The sequence below is a fragment of the Aeromicrobium ginsengisoli genome, assembly GCF_004134905.2.
GTDB classification, from domain to species: Bacteria; Actinomycetota; Actinomycetes; order Propionibacteriales; family Nocardioidaceae; genus Aeromicrobium; species Aeromicrobium ginsengisoli.
Genome location: NZ_SDPQ02000001.1, coordinates 1,037,679 through 1,056,253 on the forward strand (window position 1 = coordinate 1,037,679; position 18,575 = coordinate 1,056,253).

Here is an 18,575-nt window from a genome sequence, read left to right on the forward strand (position 1 = left end):
CAGAGAAAGCGCGCGCATGACGATTCCCCGGGTGACCACTCGAAGGTCCGTCATCCTCGCCATCCTGGCCGCGCTGCTGATCGCCCCATTCATCGCCTGGCAGGGCGCCACGGGTGACGAGAGGGTCGCGGCATCGCCGCTGGCGCCTCGCGGCATCGTCGTCGTCGGCGACTCGATCACGGCGCGCTACAACGACACGCCCGGCGACGCCGACCAGGGCTGGTGGAGCGTCGTCGGATACCACTTCCACGCCAAGGTGACCCGTTACGCCCAGTCGGGCTCGGGCTACCTCCGTCCGGGCCACGCCTGCACGGGCGACACGTTCATCGACCGCCCCAAGGCCTACTCGGGCGCTGCGCCGTCGCTGCTCGTCATAGAGGGCGGCCGCAACGACTGGGCAGCCTGCCAGGACGGCCGCTTCGTCACGGCGTCCGACGCCGCCATCGACCACGCCGTCGATCGCTACCTCGACACCCTGCAGACGTTCCTGCCGGCGTCGACGCGCATCATCGTGCTCGGCCCGCCGTGGGGACCCCGTGACCAGCAGAACCGGCAGCGCGTCACGGCGATCATCGCGGCGCAGGCGAAGCTGCACGGCATCCAGTTCATCAGCACGACCGGCGCCCTGACCGCCGACCGCGTGGTCGACGGCGTGCACCCCAACCGCAAGGGCAGCCTCGCGATCGCGCGACGGGTCATCGCCGCGCTCGATCCCGCTAGCTGAGGGCTTCGACCACGGCTGGGGCGATCGCGGTGAGCGCCTTGCCGCGGTGGCTGATGCGATCCTTCTCGCCGGCGGGCAGCTCGGCGGTCGACACGTCGTAGCCGTCCGCGGCGAACAGCGGGTCGTACCCGAACCCACCCTCACCGCGCTCGGCCCGGAGGATGCGTCCTGGCATCTCACCGAGCTCGATGACCTCGGTGCCGTCGGGGGTGCAGAGCGCTACGGCACACCGGAACTGTGCGGTGCGACGCTCATCCGGTACGTCCGACAGCTGGCTGAGCAGCAGCGCGTTGTTGGCGGCATCTCCCCCGGCGTCCTTGGCCACGCCCGACCAACGCGCCGACAGCACCCCCGGCATGCCGTTGAGGGCGTCGACGCACAGCCCCGAGTCGTCGGCGAGCGACGGCAGTCCGGTGACGGCGAGACAGGCGCGCGCCTTGATCAGCGCGTTGCCCTCGAACGTCGGCTCGGTCTCGGCCGGTTCGTCGTAGGGCGTCACGTCGGCGAGGCCCAGCACCTCGATGCCAGGGACGAGCGGCTCGAGGATCCGGCGCAGCTCGGCGAGCTTCTTGGCGTTGTTGGATGCCAGGACGACCCGTGTCATCGGCCGAGGGCGTCGTTCTGCAGCTGGGTCAGGTCGGCGCAGCCCTTGGCAGCGAGCTCGAGCAGCGCGTCGAGCTCGGGCTTGTCGAACGGGGCGCCCTCGGCGGTGCCCTGCACCTCGATGAACTTGCCCCCGCCGGTCATCACGACGTTCATGTCGGTCTCGGCGCGGACATCCTCGACGTACGGGAGGTCGAGCAGTGGGACTCCGTCGATGATGCCGACGCTGATGGCGGCGATCGACTCGACGAGCGGCTCGCCGGTCAGGGCGCCCTTGGAGCGCAGGTGCTCGACGGCGTCCACGAGGGCGACGTACGCGCCCGTGATCGCGGCCGTGCGGGTGCCACCGTCGGCCTGCAGCACGTCACAGTCGATCGTGATGGTGTTCTCGCCGAGCGCCTTGTAGTCGATCGCGGCCCGTAGAGAGCGGCCGACCAGGCGGGAGATCTCGTGCGTACGACCGCCGACCCGGCCCTTGACCGACTCGCGCGGCGAGCGGTCGTGCGTCGCCTGCGGCAGCATCGCGTACTCCGCGGTGACCCAGCCCAGACCGGAGCCCTTGCGCCAGCGCGGCACGCCTTCGCTCGCGCTCGCGGCGCACAGCACCTTGGTCTTGCCGAACTCGATGAGGCACGAGCCCTGCGCGTGGTCGAGCCAGTTGCGGGTGATGGTCACGGGTCGGAGCTGATCGGCACTGCGGCCATCTTCGCGGGTCATGCCGCGAGCCTATCTAGGCGAGGTCGTAGGTCGAGCCGGCGGTCACGATGTCGTAAGGGCCGTCCCAGGTCGTCTTGACGTCGGACTCGACCTCGGCGCGATCCGTCCACGGCGGGATGTGGGTCACGAGCAGGCGGCCCACGCCTGCTCGGGCAGCGCAGGTGCCGGCCTCGGCGCCCGTGAGGTGCAGGTTGGGCGGGTTGTCCACCGACTCGACGAACGAGGCCTCGCACAGGAACAGGTCGGCACCGGCGGCCAGGTCGACGAGCTGGTCGGTCGGGCCGGTGTCGCCGGAGTAGACCAGAGAGTGGCCGCCTGCGGCGACGCGGATGGCGTAGGCGGGCACGGGGTGGTCGACGTGGATCGACGTGACGGTGAACGGTCCGAGCTCGACCGTCCCGCCGTCCTGCCAGTCGCGGAAGTCGAACTGCTCGGTCATCCCGACCGGCTCGACGATCCCGTAGGCAGCGGCGAGGTGATCACCCGTGCCGGCCGGGCCGAACACCGGGATGCGGTCGAGCTGGCCGTCGGGGTGGTACTTGCTGACGACGTAGAGACCTGACAGGTCGAAGCAGTGGTCGGCGTGAAGGTGCGAGAGCGCAACGGCGTCGATGTCGCGGAGGTCGCAGACCCGCTGGAGGTTGCCGAGCGCGCCGGAGCCGAGATCGATGAGCAGCCGGTACGTTCGACCGTCGAAGGGCGCCTCGACGAGGTAGCAGCTCGCGGGCGAGTCCGGCCCGGGGAACGAGCCGGAGCAGCCGATGACGGTGAGCTTCATACGCCGACCCAGGCGAACTGGTCGACGGTCTCGATCTCGGGGCCGAGGAACCGGCGGCCGAGCTCGCGGAACTGCTCGGGGCGGCCCGTGGTCAGGAAGCGATGGGTCGGCTCCGGGAGCGAGAGGTCGCGCTCGAGGCCTTCGCGCACCAGCAGGGCGTAGACGTCCTTGGCAGTCTCCTCCGCGCTGGAGACGAGCGTGACGCCGTCGCCCATGACGTACGAGAGGACACCGGTGAGCAGCGGGTAGTGCGTGCAGCCGAGGACGAGGGTGTCGACATCGAGGGCGAGGAGCGGCCGTAGGTAGCCCTCGGCGGCAGCCAACAGCTCCGGACCGCTCGTGATCCCGGCCTCGACCAGGTCGACGAAAGCCGGGCAGGCCTGGGTGTGCAGCGTGATGCCGGGATTGGCCGCGAACGCATCGTCGTACGCCCGGGAGGTCGCGGTCGCCTCGGTGCAGATGACGCCGATGGAGCCGTTGCGGGTCGCGCTCACGGCGCGCCGAGTGGCCGGCACGATGACCTCGACGACCGGCACGTCGTAGCGCTCGCGCGCGTCGCGCAGGACCGCGGCGCTGGCGGAGTTGCAGGCGATCACGAGCGCCTTGACGCCTTGGGCGACGAGGTGGTCGAGGCACTCGAGGGCGTACTCACGGACCTCGGAGATCGGTTTGGGCCCGTAAGGCTGGCGGGCCGTGTCGCCCAGATAGAGCACCGGTTCGTGCGGCAGCTGATCGAGCACGGCGCGGACGACGGTCAGACCGCCGAAGCCGGAGTCGAAGATGCCGATCGGTGCATTGCTCACAACCGAAAAGGTTACGGGGGCGAAGTGTTACGACAAAGTGAACAGGCCGCAGATCACACGTGAGTCTCACCTCGCCGGCTGGATCCCCGCTGGAATCTCAGAGCGGGAGCTTGGGCTGGGGTGGGGCGTGGGCCGGATCGACGCCGTCGAAGAGCGACGAGACAGACTCGCCGGCGTGGATGCGGGCGATCGCCTCGGCGAACAGCCCGGCGACCGAACGCACCTGCAGCTCGGGCCAGTCAGCCGGCGGTGGCACGGTGTCGGTCGTGACCACCTCGGTGATCGACGGATGGTTGCGCAGCCGCTCGACCGCCTTGCCGGTGAACAGTCCGTGCGTGCACGCGACCGAGGCCTCGGTGCAGCCCTCGGCCTCGAGCTTGTCCATGAGCTCGACGATCGAGCCGCCGGTGGCGATCTCGTCGTCGAGGACGATCGCGGTCTTGCCGGCCACGTCGCCGACGATCGCGTCGATGACGACCTTGTCGTCGGCCTGGCGCTGCTTGCTGCCGGCGGCGACGGGTACGCCCAGGAGCCGGGCGAACAGCGACGCGGTCTTGGCGTTGCCGAGGTCGGGCGACACCACGACGGTGTTTGTCAGGTCGCGGTTGCGGTAGTAGTCGGCGAGCTCGCCGATCGCCGTGAGGTGGTCGACCGGGACGCTGAAGAACCCGTGCACCTGCGGCGCGTGCAGCGTCATCGTGACGACCCGGTCGGCGCCGGCGGTCGTCAGCATGTCCGCGACGAGCCGACCACCGATCGAGATGCGGGAGGCGTCCTTCTTGTCGGAGCGGGCGTATGCATAGTGCGGGATCACCGCGGTCACCGAGTCGGCGCTGGCACCTCGGGCCGCGTCGATCATCAGCAGCAGCTCCATGAGGTGGTCCTGCGTCGGCGGGACCAGCGGCTGGATGATGAAGACGTCCTTCTTGCGGCAGTTGGCCAGCAGCTGCACCTGGAGGCAGTCGTTGCTGAACCTGATCGTGTCGGACGCCGACAGCGGCTGGCCGAGCTCGGAACAGATCTTCTCGGCGAGGGGTCGATGAGCACTTCCGGAGAACACCACGATCTGGCTCACGGGACGAGGCTAACCGACGACATGCCGTCGCGATACCGGATGGGGACGATCAGGCCCAGAGCTGGCCGTCCAGCGTGTCCTCGGCCTCGTCGAGCGTGCCTTCGTAGGCACCCGTCGAGAGGTACTTCCAGCCGCCGTCGGCCACGACGAACGCGATGTCGGCGGTCTCCCCGGCCTTGACGCACTTGGCCGCCTGGGCGAGGGCTGCGTGCAGGATCGCACCGGTCGAGATGCCGGCGAAGATGCCCTCGGACGCGATCAGCTCGCGCACCCGGCGAACGGCGTCGCGTGGACCGACGCTGAACCGCGAGTCGATCAGAGACGCGTCGTAGAGCTCGGGGACGAAGCCTTCGTCGAGGTTGCGCAGGCCGTAGACGAGCTCGCCGTAGCGGGGCTCGGCGGCGACGATGCGGACCTCGGGCTTGTGCTCGCGAAAGAACCTGCCGACGCCCATCAACGTGCCGGTCGTGCCGAGTCCGCCGACGAAGTGCGTGATCTCGGGCAGGTCGGCGAGGATCTCCGGAGCCGTGCCCTCGTAGTGCGCGTCGGCGTTGGCCGGGTTGCCGTACTGGTAGAGCATGACCCAGTCGGGGTGCTCGGCCGCGAGCCCCTTGGCGACGCGCACGGCTTCGTTGGACCCTCCGGCGGCCGGCGACGGGATGATCTGGGCGCCCCACATCGTCAGCAGCTGGGTGCGCTCGATCGACGTGTTCTCGGGCATGACGCAGATCAGCTGGTAGCCGCGCTGGCTGGCGACCATCGCGAGCGAGATGCCGGTGTTGCCGCTGGTCGGCTCGAGGATCGTGGCGCCGGGCGTGAGGCGTCCGTCCTGCTCGGCGCGCAGGATCATGCTGAGCGCCGCGCGGTCCTTGATCGATCCGGTCGGGTTCTGGTCCTCGAGCTTGGCCCACAGGCGTACGTCCGGGGTCGGCGAGAGGTTGGGGAGCCCGACGAGCGGCGTGCCGCCCACGGAGTCGATCAGGGAGTCGAAGCGCATCTCAGGCTGCGCCGCCGGCCACGGCCGGCAGGATCACCACGGTGTCACCGTCGGCGACCGCAGTGTCGAGACCACCCGTGAACCTGATGTCCTCGTCATTGACGTAGATGTTGACGAACCGGCGCGCCTCGCCGTTCTCCAGCAGGCGCTCCTGGATGCCGGGGTGGTCGACCTCGAGCTTGTCGATCAGCTCGGTGACGGTCGCTCCGCTGCCCTCGACGGCACGCTCGCCGCCGGTGTAGGTGCGCAGGATCGTGGGGATGCGGACCTCGATGGCCATCAGTGTTCTGCCTTCTGTTGGGTTGCTGCTACGTCTTCATAACGGTCGACGACACGAACTTCTTCCTCGGTGACCTCGCCGTCGACGATCCGGTAGGACCGGAAGTCGACAGGGCCCGACTGGTCGGCCCCGTCGCGGGTCGACACGAGGACGTAGTGCGCGCCGGGCTCGCCGGCGAGGTTGATGTCGGTGCGCGACGGATAGGCCTCGGTCGAGGTGTGCGAGTGGTAGACGACGACAGGCTCCTCGTCGCGGTCGTCCATCTCGCGGTAGAGCTTGAGCAGGTCGCCGGAGTCGAACTCGTAGAACGTCGGCGACATCGCGGCGTTGAGCATCGGGATGAACCGCGCGGGCACGTCGGAGCCGATCGGCCCGGCGACGACGCCGCAGGCCTCGTCCGGGTGGTCGCGCCGCGCGTGCGCGATGATCGCGTCATGCGTGGCTCGGTCGATGGTCAGCACCTGCCGAGTTTATCGGCCCACACGACGGCGCCTCAGCGACGGTCATCCGCTGAGACGCCCCGCTGACGAGTCACTCCCGGCGAGGTGACGAGTCACTCCCGGCGAGGTGACGAGTCACTCCCGGCGAGGTGACGAGTCACTCCCGGCGAGGTGACGAGTCACTCCGCCTGACGCGAGTGACTCCTCAACCCTCAGCGAGTGACTCCTCACCCTGTGCTGAGTGACTCGTCAGCGGGACGGGTCAGACGACGTCGCGCCGGCGGTACGTCCACAGCGCCGCGGCGAGGCTGACCACGACGTAGCACGCAACCGTGACGAGGGCCCGGCCGTCGGCGACGTCGGAGTTGACCCCCGGAGGCGACTCCAGACCCTGAGGACGCGACGGCATCACGGCTGAGGCGAGCGATCCCGCGTTGATGCCCGGCAGGACGTCACGCAGCGGCCGCAGCGCCGTCAGAACGGAGCTGGCGACGCCGGCGACGAGGTTCTCCACGCCGAGCACCCACACCACGCCGAGGCCGATCGGCAGCGCGACACCGCGGAGCACGACTCCGAGCATCCCGCCGAGGCCGGCCCACATCAGCATGATCGCCACGCCGGCGCCGTAGCCGGCGAGCAGATCGAACACCGACGGGAAGGCCGTCGACTCACCCTGTGCCAGCGCGATCGCGGTCGAGCTGGCGGCGCCGAGGACGAACAGGACGAGCACGCCGACCGCGACCGAGACGCCGAGGGCGATGGCCTGCCCGGCCAGCACGGTCGTACGTCCGGGGCGCTGCGTCAGCACGGTCTTGACGGTGCCCCAGCCGTACTCACTGCCGAGCACCAGCGCACCGAACACGAGCGCGAGCGCACCGGCGAACACCGGGAACCCGCCGAGCGTGCTGGCGATGATCTGGTCGGGCAGCGTGCGCGCCAGGATCGCGTCCTTCGAGGCGCCCTCGATCGGGCCCGAGCCGTCACCGGCGAACGAGAGGTACGGGATCAGGTATCCGAACACCTGGCTCAGCAGCGCGGCGGCGGCGAGCAGCGTCCACGCTGCCGGGCGGCGTGCGAGCTTGAACAGCTCGGCGCGCGAGACGTTGACGACATCAGACATGAGCGAGCGCCAGCGAGCGAATCGTGAGGCCGTCATGCCGGCGTCCTCATACTCTGGCCTTTCATGGGGCGTCGGCATGACTCAACTCCTTGGCGGTGATCTCGAAGAACACGTCCTCGAGCTGACGGTCGATGCGACGCACCTCGCGGACGTCGACGCCGGCCAGGACGAGGGCACGAGTGACCTCGCCGGTGTGGCGCTCGTCGACGCGCAGCCGGAGCTCGCCGTCGAGCGTGCGGATGGACTGGACGTACGCCAGCTGGTCGAGCGTCGCCCTGACGACGTCGGCGGGCGTCGCACGGATGACGAGCTCGCTGTCGCCGCGGAGCTCCTCGACGGTGCTCTCGACGACCATGCGGCCGGCATTGATGACGCCGACGCGATCGCAGATCTGCTGCACCTCGCCGAGCATGTGGCTCGACAAGATCACGGTGCGGCCCGAGTCGCCGAGCCGGCGGATCAGCGCTCGCATGTCGCGCATGCCGGCCGGATCGAGGCCGTTCGTCGGCTCGTCGAGCACCACGAGGTCGGGATCCTTGAGCAGGGCTGCTGCGACGCCGAGGCGCTGCTTCATCCCGAGCGAGTAGGTCGAGAACTTGTCGCCGCCCCGCGAGGCGAGGTCGACCGTCTCGAGGGTCTCGTCGATCCGCGCGGAGCCGGTGCCGGCATACCTGGCGATGACCTCGAGGTTGGCCCGCCCGGACAGGAACGGATAGAACGCCGGCCCCTCGATCATCGAGCCGATCCTGGCGAGCACGCCGGCGTCGCCCGGCCGGCGACCGAGGACCGTGAGGTCCCCGCTCGTCGCCCGGATGAGGCCCAGCAGCATGCGCAACGTGGTCGTCTTGCCGGCGCCGTTGGGGCCGAGGAAGCCGTAGACCTCGCCGCGGCGCACGCTCAGGCTGACCTGGTCGACGGCCGTGACGGTGTCGTACCGCTTGGTCAGGTCACGGATCTCGACGACCGCCTCAGCACTCACGTGTCCCGCTCCCGCAGGACGGCGAGGCGCTCGCGGTACTCCGACTCCTCGATCTCGCCGGCGGCGTAGCGCTCGGCCAGTCGGGACTCCCCCGCGAACGAGCCGCGGTGCCAGCGACGGCGACCGAAGCGGCCGAGCACGCCGAAGACGAGGACGAAGAACGCGATCCAGAACAGCGGGAACAGCGGCCACCAGGGGCCCGGGCCGTCCCAGGTGTCATGGGCGAGAAGCTGCGTGGACATCATGATGGAACTCCTTGAACAAGACTGAACTGCTGACTCTTCGAGTCTCGTGAGAACCGGCCGACGGCGAATCGGCCACGGGGAGTCTCTTCACGTACGCCCGAGGGCGTACGTCCGGCGGCTCAGGACCAGCCGGGGCGTACGAGGCCGGACTCGTACGCGATGACGACGAGCTGGGCTCGGTCGCGGGCGTTGAGCTTGATCATCGCGCGGCTGACGTGCGTCTTGGCGGTCGCCGGGCTCATGAACAGCCGAGCGCCGATCTCGTCGTTGTTGAGCCCTTCGCCGACGAGGGCGACCACCTCCCGCTCGCGATCGGTCAACGGCTCGAGCACCGCCGGGCTGACCGTCCCGCGGCTGCGGTCGGCGAACTCCGAGATGAGCCTGCGGGTGACTCCCGGCGACAGCAACGCGTCGCCAGCCGCGACGGCCCGGATGCCGGCCAGCAGCTCAGCCGGCTCGGTGTCCTTGACCAGGAAGCCGCTCGCCCCGATGCGGACCGCCTCGAAGACGTACTCGTCGAGGTCGAACGTCGTCAGGATGACGACCCGCACACCCTCGAGCACCGGATCCGCGGTGATGCGACGGGTGGCCTCGAGGCCGTCTACGCCGGGCATGCGGATGTCCATGAGCACGACGTCCGGGACGTGCCGCGCGATCACGTCGACCGCCTCACCGCCGCTGGACGCCTCCGCGACGACCTCGAGGTCATCCTCGGCGTCGATCAGCGCACGGAACCCGGCACGCAGCAGCGCCTGGTCGTCGACCAGCACGACGCGGATCATGAGCGGCTCCTCAGCGGTAGCGACGCGAGGACCCGGGTGCCGCCAACGGGTCCCTGCCCGACATCGAGTGAGCCACCGAGGGTCTCAGCGCGCTCACGCATGCCGATGATGCCGGTGCCTTCGGCCGCGCCCCAGCTGAACCCGGCGCCGTTGTCGATGACCGTCACCGACAACGAGTCGGTGCCGTAGGCGAGCTCGATGTCGGCGGCACTCGCGCCGGCATGGCGTACGACGTTGGTGATCGCCTCCTGCACGATGCGCAGCGCGGCCAGCTCGACCGACGAGGGCAGCGGCCGTACGTCGCCGCGCACGGTCTTGCGGACCTCCAGCCCGGCGTGGCCGCTGCGTTCGACCAGGTCGTCGAGCGACGCCAACGTGCCCGACGGGCGGCGCGGCGCCTCATCATCGACGTCGCGCAGGATGCCGACGAGCGACCGCAGCTCGACGAGCGCATCCTTGCTGGCGTCCTTGATCGCCTCGAGCGCCGTCTGCGCCTGCTCGGGCTTGCGGTCGACGATGTGCAGCGCGACGCCGGCCTGCACGTTGATCAGTGAGATGTGGTGGGCGACGACGTCGTGGAGCTCACGCGCGATCTGCAAGCGCTCCTCGTTGGCCTGACGACGGGACGCCTCGGCGCGCGCTTGCCTGGACGCGATGATGCGTTCGCGCCGCACCCGCACGAGCTCGCCGACCGCGAGCACGAGCAACGACCAGGCGAGCGCACCGGACAGCCAGGACCACGACCACTCCCGGTCGTACATCGGCCGCTGGATCGCGAGCACGGTGACCACAACGGTGCCGAGCCCGAGCCACGCGGCGACCCGATGCCCGCGCACGACGGTGAGCACGGTGGCGATCGCGAGGCTCGCGAGCACCGGCCCGAACGCGTAGTCGCGCAGCACGTACGCCACCGTGATCGCGACGACGAACGCCAGGACCTGCCGGGGCCAGCGGCGCAGGAACAGCAAGGACACCGGGCCCAGCACCGCGATGACGATCGCGAGGGCGTCGAGCCGTCGGTGCCCGGTCTGGTTGTGGTTGGCGCCGACCGTGCCCACGACCTGGAAGACCGCCAGCGGCAGCCACCCGAAGAGCGCGGTCCGCGGCACGGCTCTCAGGTCGACGGACATGCCCTCACGGTAGGCGAACCGGCGGGCGGAGGGCATCGCACTGACGGAGCATTCCGGCGTACGCCCACGGGAGTAGTCGACAGGAAAAGAACGATCGTGCTATAACTGAGGCATGTCCAAGGGCGACGAGACGCGACACGCGATCCTGACCGAGGCGACCGCCGTCGCCGCCAAGGTCGGGCTCACCGGCATGACGATCGGCCAGCTCGCCGCGCACACCGGGATGTCCAAGAGCGGCCTCTATGCGCACTTCGCCTCCAAGGAGGCGCTGCAGCTCGAGATCCTGCGGCACACCCGTGAGCGGTTCGTCGACCAGGTCGTACGACCCGCGCTCCAGACGCCCCGGGGCATCGCCCGGCTGCGGGTGCTGTTCGACGCGTGGGTCACCTGGTCGGAGTCGATGGAGGAAGGCGGCTGCCTGTTCGTGGCCGCCAGCTCCGAGCTCGACGACCAGCCCGGACCGGTCCGCGACGCCCTCGTCCGCGACGAGCGCGACTGGCTCGAGATGATCGCGACCGTCGCCGGGACCGCCGTCAGCGAGGGCGAGCTGCGCGACGACCTCGACCTAGAGCAGTTCGCCTACGAGGTGCACGCCCTCACACTCGCCCACCAGCACGCGTCGCGGCTGCTGCGCGACCCCAAGGCCCTCGATCGCGTGCACCGCGCGTTCGACTCCCTCCTCACCCACTCCGCCTGACCCCGGCAAAGGAATCCGACATGGCACACGCGTCATCACGAAAAAGCACGATCGTTCGGCCTTCTCAACACCTGATGCGTGCCGGCTTTCGCACCCTCGAGCACGTCGCGCCCGGCCTCGGAGCCCGCTGGGCCGATCGGTGGTGGTTCACCCTTCCCACCTCTCCGATCAGTGACCTGCCATCCGGCGGCGCGCCGTTCGAGGTCGAGTCCGAGGGCCACACGGTCCGCGGGCACCGTTGGGGATCGGGGCCGGTGATCTACCTCGTGCACGGGTGGGGCGGCAACGAGACGCAGCTGGCCAGGTTCGTGCCGCCGCTCCTCGCGGCCGGGTTCTCGGTCGTCACGCATGACGCGCCGAGCCACGGCAGCTCCGACCCCGGCGCGGTCGCTGGCCAGGGCCACGCGGTCGAGATGGGTCGAGCACTCGATGCCGTGGCGGCGGTGCACGGCCCGGCACACGCCGTCGTCGCGCACTCCATGGGCGGCCTCGCCACAGGACTGGCGCTGCAGTACGGCTGGCTCGGCACCGAGCGGCTCGCCCTGGTGGCGCCGATGGTGCGCATCGGCGACCACCTGCCCACGCTCCAGGCCGGGCTGGGGTTCGGTCCTCGCACTCGCGAGCGGCTCAAGCAGCGGGCGTACGACCGCGTCGGCCTCGCGGTCGAGGAGGTCGACCTCGTACGCATCGCCGACGAGATCGAGCGTCCTGACCTGCTGGTGATCCACGACCCGGCTGACCGGTTGGCGAAGTACGACTCATCCGTGGAGCTCACCGAGGCGTGGGACGGTGCGCAGCTCACCACGATCGAAGGGCTCGGTCACCACCGGATCCTGCGCGACGACGCTGTCGTGCGGCAGGTGGTCGCGTTCGTCCTCGCGGGACAGCTCGACGAGCTCGAGCGGAGCGCCTGATCTCCGCGTTCAGTCGAGCGCGGAGATCAGGGTCTCCTGGACGTAGCCCAACCAGTCGTAGATCTCGGACATCGCCGCGATCGCCTCGTCCTCGGACTGGGCGATGAGCATCGCATCTTCCTCGGCGTCGATGCCGAGCCGCACGGCAAGTGACAGGCGTACGTCGGTCAGCGCCCTGAGCCAGGCCTGCACCTCGGCGTCGTCGAGCTCGATCTCGATCTGCTGCTCGTCGTCCTCGACCGGGGTGCCGAAGGTCAGCCCGCCGTCGACGAGGGATCCGATCAGTGCCTCGGCGTTGGCGACCTTGGCCGACGTCAGCGACCGCTCGGTGAACCGCCGGAACTCGCCGGCGCCCTCTTCGTCATCGCGATAGGCGTCGGGCAGCAGGCGGCGGAGCACCGGGTCCTCTGGCGGCAACGACGGGCCGCCCATGCCCAGCTGCGTCGCGAGCGGATCTGCGGTCGACTCGTCGGCGCCGTTGCGATCGCGCAGGAGCTCGACGACCTGACCGGAGAGGCTCGCCAGCAGGTGCGCCTCACCGGCCTCGAACGTCGCGGTGATGCCGCCGCGGCGGCGCTTCTTGAACGGCTTCATGCGTCTTGCCGCTCCAATGTGGCCCAGAGGCCGTATTCGTGCATGGCCTGGACGTGGCGTTCCATCTGCTCACGGCTGCCGCTCGACACGACGGCCTTGCCCTCGTGGTGCACCGCGAGCATCAGCTCGTGCGCCTTCTCCTCGGTGTAGCCGAAGTAGTTGCGGAAGACGTACGCGACGTAGGACATCAGGTTGACCGGGTCGTTCCAGACGATGGTGACCCAGGGATCCTCGAGCTCGACGATCTCGTCTACGTCGGGCTCGGCGATCTCGACGGGCGACGGCGTGGTCATACGGCCATTGTGTCCCAGGCACCTGACGGAGTGAAACCGCACGGTCGACGCCCGCGCCTCGGTCATACTCGGAGCATGACGATCGACCGGGGGCAGGAAGTGCGCGTCGCAGGATGGATGTTCATCCCCGTGGTCCCGGCGCTTGCCGTCATGGCGGGATATTCGAGCGGGCACGAACATCACGGATCGGCCGACGCGCTCTGGACGCTCTTCGGCGCCGCCCTCCTCGGATCCGCCCTGCTGCCGGCCGTTCGGGCGTACGCTCGACCGACTCGACGCAATCTCGAGACCGTCGCCCTGGTCGTTGCCGGCGTCGTCCTCACAGCGATCGGGCTCATGAACCACGGCGACCCGTACGACAGCGAGATCTTCGGCCCGTTCCTGCTCATCCCGGTCGGCGTCGTGATGTGGCTCTGCGGATGCCTCCGCCGGCTCGACCCCTAGAGCCGCGCTCCGCGCGCGCCTCTAGGCTGAACACCGTGAACGCCTCAACGGCCCTGCTGACCGATCGCTACGAGCTCACGATGCTGCAGGCGACGCTGCGCGACGGCACGGCGCAGCGGCGCTCGGTGTTCGAGCTCTTCGCGCGCAGACTTCCGGAGGGCCGCCGGTACGGCGTGGTCGCGGGTGTCGGGCGCTTGCTCGATGCGCTGGCGGAGTTCCGCTTCGGCCAGGTCGAGCTCGACTGGCTTCGCGAGGCCGGCGTCGTCGACGAGGACACGATCCAGTGGCTCGCCGACTACCGGTTCAGCGGCACGATCTGGGGCTACCCCGACGGCGAGCTCTACTTCCCGCAGTCCCCCGTGCTGATCGTCGAGGGCACGTTCGCCGAGTCGGTGATCCTGGAGACGGTGTTCCTCTCGATCCTCAACCACGACTCCGCGATCGCCTCAGCCGCCACGCGCATGATCACCGCCGCCGGCAACCGGCCGTGCATCGAGATGGGCTCCCGGCGTACGCACGAGGGCTCGGCCGTCGCCGCGGCCCGATCGGCCTACATCGCCGGGTTCGCCGCCACCTCCAACCTCGAGGCCGGTCGTACGTACGGCATCCCGACGACCGGCACCAGCGCGCACTCGTTCACGCTGCTGCACGACACGGAGCGCGACGCCTTCGAGGCACAGGTGCGAGCACTCGGCCCCGGCACGACACTGCTGGTCGACACGTACGACATCCCGGAGGCCATCAGGACTGCCGTCGAGGTCGCCGGGCCCGAGCTGGGCGGAGTACGGCTCGACTCCGGTGACCTGGTCGCGCTCGCGGGCGAGGTCCGCAGGCAGCTCGACGACCTCGGCGCGACGTCGACCCGGATCACGGTGACGAGCGATCTCGACGAGTACGCCATCGCCGCTCTCGCCGCGGCACCCGTCGACGGATACGGCGTCGGCACGGCGCTCGTCACGGGCTCGGGGGCGCCGACCAGCGGATTCGTCTACAAGCTCGTGTCGCGCGAGGGCACCGGCGGCGAGATGGTGCCGGTCGCCAAGAAGAGCAAGGACAAGGTCTCGGTCGGCGGCCGCAAGTCGGCGCTCCGCCGGCGGGATGCCGCCGGCACGGCACAGGCGGAGGTCATCGGCATCGATCTCACCCCGGTCCACGACGGCGATGACCGGACGTTGCTGGTCGAGCTCGTCCGCGACGGCTCCCGAGTGCACCACGAGACGCTCGACGACGCCCGCGAACGCCTGCGTACGTCGCTCGCCGAGCTGCCGGCCACGTCAAGGCAGCTCCAGGCGGGCGAACCCGCCATCGACACCGTCTACGAGGAGCGAACATGACCAAGGCCTTGATCGTCGTCGACGTGCAGAACGACTTCTGCGAGGGCGGTTCGCTGGCTGTAGCCGGTGGGGCCAAGGTCGCCGCCGATGTCGCCGAGCTGCTGGCCACCAGGGCGTACGCCACGGTCGTCGCGACCCGTGACCACCACATCGATCCGGGCTCGCACTTCTCGGACGCTCCCGACTTCGTCGACTCCTGGCCACCGCACTGCGTCGTCGGCACGCCCGGCGAGGAGCTCCACCCGCCGCTCGAGCCCGCCTTGTTCGACGAGGTCTTCTACAAGGGCGAGTACGCGGCGGCCTACTCAGGCTTCGAAGGCAGCTCCGCCGATGGTGCACGCCTCGCCGACTGGCTGCGCTCCGCGGGCGTCGACGAGGTGGACGTGTGCGGCATCGCGACGGACTACTGCGTACGAGCGACGGCTCTGGACGCCGCGCGCGAGGGATTCGCCGTGCGTGTCCTCGAAGGACTCACTGCCGCGGTGTCACCGGCCAACCTGCCCGACGTGCACCGCGACTGGGCCGCCGGCGTGGTGGTCGGCGAAGGCTGAACTACGGTCGAGCCGGTACGACGACGGCCGCGACCGAACCGGCGACGAGCCCGGCGAGGGTCGGCGCCGCCAGGAACCGCAGCAGGAGCGACCAGCGCGACGGAAGCGTGATGTCTGACATGATTCGACGATCTCGTCCCGAGTCGACAGGCGGCCGACGTCGAGGTGAACACCGCAGGATCGCTGGGCGTCAGGTTGTCCGGCGGCACGGATAGCCTGAGGCGATGGGCAACGACTACCTCGACATGCCGGTCGACCCCACCTCACGCGATCAGCTCGCCGCCGAAGGGCTGCGACTCGAGCTCGTCGACATCTCCGACAAGCAGGCGTTCGCCGCCTGGTCGCGGGCCGAGTCACGCGGCTTCCACAGCCCCGTGCAGACCGAGGCCGCGATCGAGCAGCGCCACAGCTACTTCGACGACCGCCGCATCACCGGGGTCTACGACGACTCGGTCCCCGTGCCGCAAGAGCCCGTCGCGACGACCATGGTCTGGCCCGCCGACCTCACGGTCCCCGGTCGCCGGACGGTCCAGTCCTGGGCGATCAGCGACGTGACGGTCGCACCGACCCACCGGCGGCGTGGCGTGGCTCGCGCACTCCTCGAGGCCGAGCTCCGCACGGCCCAGGCACATGGCGCACCGATCGCCACGCTGACGGTGTCCGAGTCGACGATCTACGGCCACTTCGGCTTCGGGCCCGCTGCGCTGGCGCGCGACCTCACGATCGACACGCGGCGTGCGAAGTGGACCGGACCCCGGCCGGCGGGGCGCGTTCACTTCGTCACGGCCGACCAGCTCCTCGAGCCCGGTCTGGCCCTCGTCGAGCGTGTACGCCTGACCACCCCCGGCCAGATCGCCTACGACGGCATCCTGTGGGACCGTCAGCTCGGCCTGATGGTCGACGACGAGGTCGCCAAGAAGCAACGGTTCGTCCGCTACGACGACGAGAGCGGCCGGATGCAGGGGTTCGCGAGCTACACGCTCAACGAGAATCCCGCCGACTTCACCCAGCACCGGCTCGACCTGCTGCACCTCGTGACGGCGACCGACGACGCCTACGCCGCGCTGTGGCGCTTCGTCCTCGAGATGGACCTGGTGTCCGAGGTCAAGGCGCACCTGCGGCCGGTCGACGAGCCGGTGCGCTGGATGGTGTCGGACTTCCGCGCGGTCAAGGTCGCGGAGCTCGACCACCTCTGGATCCGCATCCTCGACGTCCCGGCGGCGCTGGAGGCGCGCACCTACGCGACCCCCGGACGCCTGGTCCTGTCCGTGAGCGATCCGTTCGGCGCTGCCGACGGGTCGTGGGTGCTCGACGTCGACGACACGGGCACCCCCACGGTCACGCCCACCGATGATCCGGCCGACGTGTCGCTGACGGTCGAGGAGCTCGCGGCGATCTACCTCGGCGGTGCCTCGCCGGTCATGCTCCACGCGGCCGGGCGCGTGCGCGGAGACGCCGCGCGGCTCGAAGCGATGTTCCGCTCCCCCGTCGCACCGTTCCTGAGCCACTGGTTCTGACGTGCAGATCCGTACGTTCGAGGTCGACGACTGGCCGCAGGTCTGGCCGCCGATCGTGCGCGCTGTCGTGCGTGCGGCCGACACGTTCACCTACGACCCGGCGATGACGGCAGAGCAGGCGTACGACATCTGGGTGCAGCCGGCGCCGGGCCGCACGGTGGTCACACACGACGGCGAGACGATCCTCGGCACGGCGCACATGAACACCAACCGGCCGGGTCCCGGCGCGCACGTCGCCACGGCGAGCTTCATGGTCGCCGCGAATGCTCGTGGCCGGGGCGTCGGCGGAGCGCTGGTCGGCGACGCGCTCGACTGGGCTCGAGGACGCGGCTACGCCGGCATGCAGTTCAACGCCGTCGCGGCGTCCAACACGTCGGCCGTCGAGCTCTACGAGCGCCACGGCTTCACGATCGTCGGCACCGTTCCCGGAGCGTTCGAGCATCCGACGCAGGGCCGGGTCGGGCTCCACGTGATGTACGCGGAGCTCTAGAGCAGCTCCTTCGCCAGCAGCTCCAGCGTCTGCTCGCGCCCCGGCGCCGTACGCGGGTCGGTGCCACGCCGGGCGGACGCGACCGGGTTGACCATGACCTCGTCGACGCCGAACTGGAAGGCGAGCTCCTGGATCTGGTCCGCCGCCTGCTCAGGAGTTCCGACGACAGCACGCGCCAGGCCGGAGCTGATCATCGCCTCGACCTGCGCGGGCAGCTCCATCGCCTGTGCGTCCTCGACCAGGTCGAGGGCCGTGAGCGGCTGACCCGTCCGCAGCTTCGCCATCATCTGCAGGTTGGGCAGCATCAGCGCGGCCGCCTCCCGCTCGGTCTCGGCGACCGCCGCGTTGACCGTCAGGAACGTGACCGGCTCAGGCGCCAGGTCGCTGGGCTGGAACTCCGAACGATAGACCTGCAGCGCCTCGGCGGTCCCTTGCCCGGAGAAGTGGTGCGCGAAGACGTACGGCAGGCCCTTGGCCGCCGCGAGGTGCGCCGAATACATCGACGAGCCCAGCAGCCACATGCGCGGCTCGGTGGACGCAGCCGGCGTCGCCTTGAGCACGTAGTTCTGCCGCGGCACCGCCACACGTACGCCCTCGGCACCCATCAGCGCGACGACGTCGTCGAGGTACTGCGGGAAGTTCTCGATGTCCGTGTCGTCGCGGCCGGCGGCACCCCGCAGCGCCATCGACGTGACCGGGTCCGAGCCCGGCGCCCGGCCGATGCCGAGGTCGATGCGGCCCGGTGTCGCGGCTTCGAGCAGCGCGAACTGCTCGGCCACCGCCAGCGGTGCGTGATTGGGCAGCATGACGCCTCCGGACCCGAGCCGGATCGACGTGGTCTGCGCACCCAGCATCGCGATCAGCACCGGAGGCGAGGTCGCCGCGACCGCCGGCATGTTGTGGTGCTCGGCGACCCAGAAGCGGGTGAACCCGAGACGGTCGGCGACCTGCGCGAGCGACACGGTGGCCGCCAACGCGTCGCCGGTCGACTGGTCGGTGCGTACGGGGACGAGGTCCAGCACGGAAAGTCTCACACCATGGGCAACGCGCGACCCACGCCGATGCTTC

24 protein-coding genes are annotated in these 18,575 nt (G+C 70.0%); 8 read left to right on the forward strand and 16 right to left on the reverse strand.

Features of this window, described 5'->3' with window-relative positions:
• Nucleotides 1–31 precede the first annotated feature (31 nt).
• Complete coding sequence (locus tag ESP70_RS05130; protein ID WP_188110496.1) at nucleotides 32–724, forward strand: SGNH/GDSL hydrolase family protein; 693 nt, start codon at nucleotides 32–34, stop codon at nucleotides 722–724.
• Here ESP70_RS05130 and rdgB read toward each other — a convergent pair.
• The 13 genes from rdgB to ESP70_RS05195 all read right to left on the reverse strand — a co-directional run bounded on the left by rdgB (nucleotide 717) and on the right by ESP70_RS05195 (nucleotide 10,673).
• Nucleotides 717–1,328, reverse strand: coding sequence for an RdgB/HAM1 family non-canonical purine NTP pyrophosphatase (gene rdgB / locus ESP70_RS05135; RefSeq protein ID WP_149688224.1), 612 nt, complete (start codon nucleotides 1,326–1,328; stop codon nucleotides 717–719). The two genes, ESP70_RS05130 and rdgB, sit on opposite strands and share 8 nt — an antisense overlap.
• Entirely contained in the window at nucleotides 1,325–2,044 is a 720-nt protein-coding gene (gene rph / locus ESP70_RS05140) for a ribonuclease PH (RefSeq protein WP_149688225.1), read from the reverse strand. The genes rdgB and rph overlap by 4 nt, the downstream gene beginning before the upstream one ends.
• Before the next feature lie 13 nt (nucleotides 2,045–2,057).
• The gene (locus tag ESP70_RS05145) at nucleotides 2,058–2,822 is read right to left on the reverse strand and encodes an MBL fold metallo-hydrolase (RefSeq protein WP_149688226.1); all 765 of its coding nucleotides are present in this window, start codon (nucleotides 2,820–2,822) and stop codon (nucleotides 2,058–2,060) included.
• A complete protein-coding gene (gene murI / locus ESP70_RS05150) occupies nucleotides 2,819–3,625 on the reverse strand; it encodes a glutamate racemase (protein WP_149688227.1) in 807 nt (268 codons plus the stop codon). Before murI ends, ESP70_RS05145 begins: the two co-directional genes overlap by 4 nt.
• A gap of 97 nt (nucleotides 3,626–3,722) precedes the next feature.
• Nucleotides 3,723–4,700: a ribose-phosphate diphosphokinase gene (locus ESP70_RS05155; RefSeq protein WP_149688228.1), complete on the reverse strand. Its 978-nt coding sequence runs from the start codon at nucleotides 4,698–4,700 to the stop codon at nucleotides 3,723–3,725.
• A gap of 49 nt (nucleotides 4,701–4,749) precedes the next feature.
• Complete coding sequence (locus ESP70_RS05160; RefSeq protein ID WP_149688229.1) at nucleotides 4,750–5,697, reverse strand: PLP-dependent cysteine synthase family protein; 948 nt, start codon at nucleotides 5,695–5,697, stop codon at nucleotides 4,750–4,752.
• Between the two features lies 1 nt (nucleotide 5,698).
• Nucleotides 5,699–5,977, reverse strand: coding sequence for a MoaD family protein (locus ESP70_RS05165; protein ID WP_149688230.1), 279 nt, complete (start codon nucleotides 5,975–5,977; stop codon nucleotides 5,699–5,701).
• On the reverse strand, nucleotides 5,977–6,438 hold the full coding sequence (locus ESP70_RS05170; RefSeq protein ID WP_056212641.1) for a M67 family metallopeptidase: 462 nt from the start codon (nucleotides 6,436–6,438) through the stop codon (nucleotides 5,977–5,979). The genes ESP70_RS05165 and ESP70_RS05170 overlap by 1 nt, the downstream gene beginning before the upstream one ends.
• A gap of 241 nt (nucleotides 6,439–6,679) precedes the next feature.
• Nucleotides 6,680–7,573, reverse strand: a complete 894-nt coding sequence (locus ESP70_RS05175) for an ABC transporter permease subunit (protein ID WP_188110497.1) — start codon at nucleotides 7,571–7,573, stop codon at nucleotides 6,680–6,682.
• 25 nt (nucleotides 7,574–7,598) lie between these two features.
• On the reverse strand, nucleotides 7,599–8,516 hold the full coding sequence (locus ESP70_RS05180; protein ID WP_149688232.1) for an ABC transporter ATP-binding protein: 918 nt from the start codon (nucleotides 8,514–8,516) through the stop codon (nucleotides 7,599–7,601).
• Nucleotides 8,513–8,761, reverse strand: coding sequence for an SHOCT domain-containing protein (locus tag ESP70_RS05185; RefSeq protein WP_223148607.1), 249 nt, complete (start codon nucleotides 8,759–8,761; stop codon nucleotides 8,513–8,515). The genes ESP70_RS05180 and ESP70_RS05185 overlap by 4 nt, the downstream gene beginning before the upstream one ends.
• 119 nt (nucleotides 8,762–8,880) lie before the next feature.
• Complete coding sequence (locus ESP70_RS05190; RefSeq protein ID WP_149688233.1) at nucleotides 8,881–9,543, reverse strand: response regulator; 663 nt, start codon at nucleotides 9,541–9,543, stop codon at nucleotides 8,881–8,883.
• Nucleotides 9,540–10,673, reverse strand: coding sequence for a sensor histidine kinase (locus ESP70_RS05195; RefSeq protein WP_149688234.1), 1,134 nt, complete (start codon nucleotides 10,671–10,673; stop codon nucleotides 9,540–9,542). The genes ESP70_RS05190 and ESP70_RS05195 overlap by 4 nt, the downstream gene beginning before the upstream one ends.
• Before the next feature lie 112 nt (nucleotides 10,674–10,785).
• Here ESP70_RS05195 and ESP70_RS05200 point away from each other — a divergent pair, with 112 nt between their 5' ends.
• A complete protein-coding gene (locus tag ESP70_RS05200) occupies nucleotides 10,786–11,370 on the forward strand; it encodes a TetR/AcrR family transcriptional regulator (protein WP_149688235.1) in 585 nt (194 codons plus the stop codon).
• Nucleotides 11,371–11,444: 74 nt separating this feature from the next.
• Entirely contained in the window at nucleotides 11,445–12,284 is an 840-nt protein-coding gene (locus tag ESP70_RS05205) for an alpha/beta hydrolase (RefSeq protein ID WP_188110498.1), read from the forward strand.
• Nucleotides 12,285–12,293: 9 nt separating this feature from the next.
• Here the strand turns inward: ESP70_RS05205 and ESP70_RS05210 are convergent, their stop codons facing one another.
• Both ESP70_RS05210 and clpS read right to left on the reverse strand, forming a co-directional pair.
• Nucleotides 12,294–12,878: a DUF2017 domain-containing protein gene (locus ESP70_RS05210; protein WP_149688237.1), complete on the reverse strand. Its 585-nt coding sequence runs from the start codon at nucleotides 12,876–12,878 to the stop codon at nucleotides 12,294–12,296.
• Nucleotides 12,875–13,171 (reverse strand): ATP-dependent Clp protease adapter ClpS, encoded by a 297-nt coding sequence (gene clpS, locus ESP70_RS05215; protein WP_056212624.1) that lies wholly within the window; start codon nucleotides 13,169–13,171, stop codon nucleotides 12,875–12,877. Before clpS ends, ESP70_RS05210 begins: the two co-directional genes overlap by 4 nt.
• A 75-nt stretch (nucleotides 13,172–13,246) precedes the next feature.
• On the opposite strand from clpS, the gene ESP70_RS05220 reads away from it, so the two are divergent.
• From ESP70_RS05220 to ESP70_RS05240, 5 genes are all read left to right on the forward strand, one after another.
• Nucleotides 13,247–13,615, forward strand: a complete 369-nt coding sequence (locus ESP70_RS05220; RefSeq protein WP_149688238.1) for a hypothetical protein — start codon at nucleotides 13,247–13,249, stop codon at nucleotides 13,613–13,615.
• Between the two features lie 35 nt (nucleotides 13,616–13,650).
• The gene (locus tag ESP70_RS05225; RefSeq protein WP_425458382.1) at nucleotides 13,651–14,949 is read left to right on the forward strand and encodes a nicotinate phosphoribosyltransferase; all 1,299 of its coding nucleotides are present in this window, start codon (nucleotides 13,651–13,653) and stop codon (nucleotides 14,947–14,949) included.
• Nucleotides 14,946–15,500, forward strand: coding sequence for an isochorismatase family protein (locus tag ESP70_RS05230; RefSeq protein ID WP_149688240.1), 555 nt, complete (start codon nucleotides 14,946–14,948; stop codon nucleotides 15,498–15,500). The genes ESP70_RS05225 and ESP70_RS05230 overlap by 4 nt, the downstream gene beginning before the upstream one ends.
• 224 nt (nucleotides 15,501–15,724) lie before the next feature.
• Nucleotides 15,725–17,017 carry a GNAT family N-acetyltransferase gene (locus ESP70_RS05235; RefSeq protein WP_149688241.1) on the forward strand — a complete coding sequence of 431 codons (1,293 nt, stop codon included), beginning with the start codon at nucleotides 15,725–15,727 and terminating at the stop codon, nucleotides 17,015–17,017.
• Nucleotide 17,018: 1 nt separating this feature from the next.
• On the forward strand, nucleotides 17,019–17,507 hold the full coding sequence (locus ESP70_RS05240) for a GNAT family N-acetyltransferase (protein WP_223148608.1): 489 nt from the start codon (nucleotides 17,019–17,021) through the stop codon (nucleotides 17,505–17,507).
• Here the strand turns inward: ESP70_RS05240 and ESP70_RS05245 are convergent.
• Nucleotides 17,504–18,529: an LLM class flavin-dependent oxidoreductase gene (locus ESP70_RS05245; protein WP_246161807.1), complete on the reverse strand. Its 1,026-nt coding sequence runs from the start codon at nucleotides 18,527–18,529 to the stop codon at nucleotides 17,504–17,506. The two genes, ESP70_RS05240 and ESP70_RS05245, sit on opposite strands and share 4 nt — an antisense overlap.
• Between the last annotated feature and the right edge of the window lie 46 nt (nucleotides 18,530–18,575).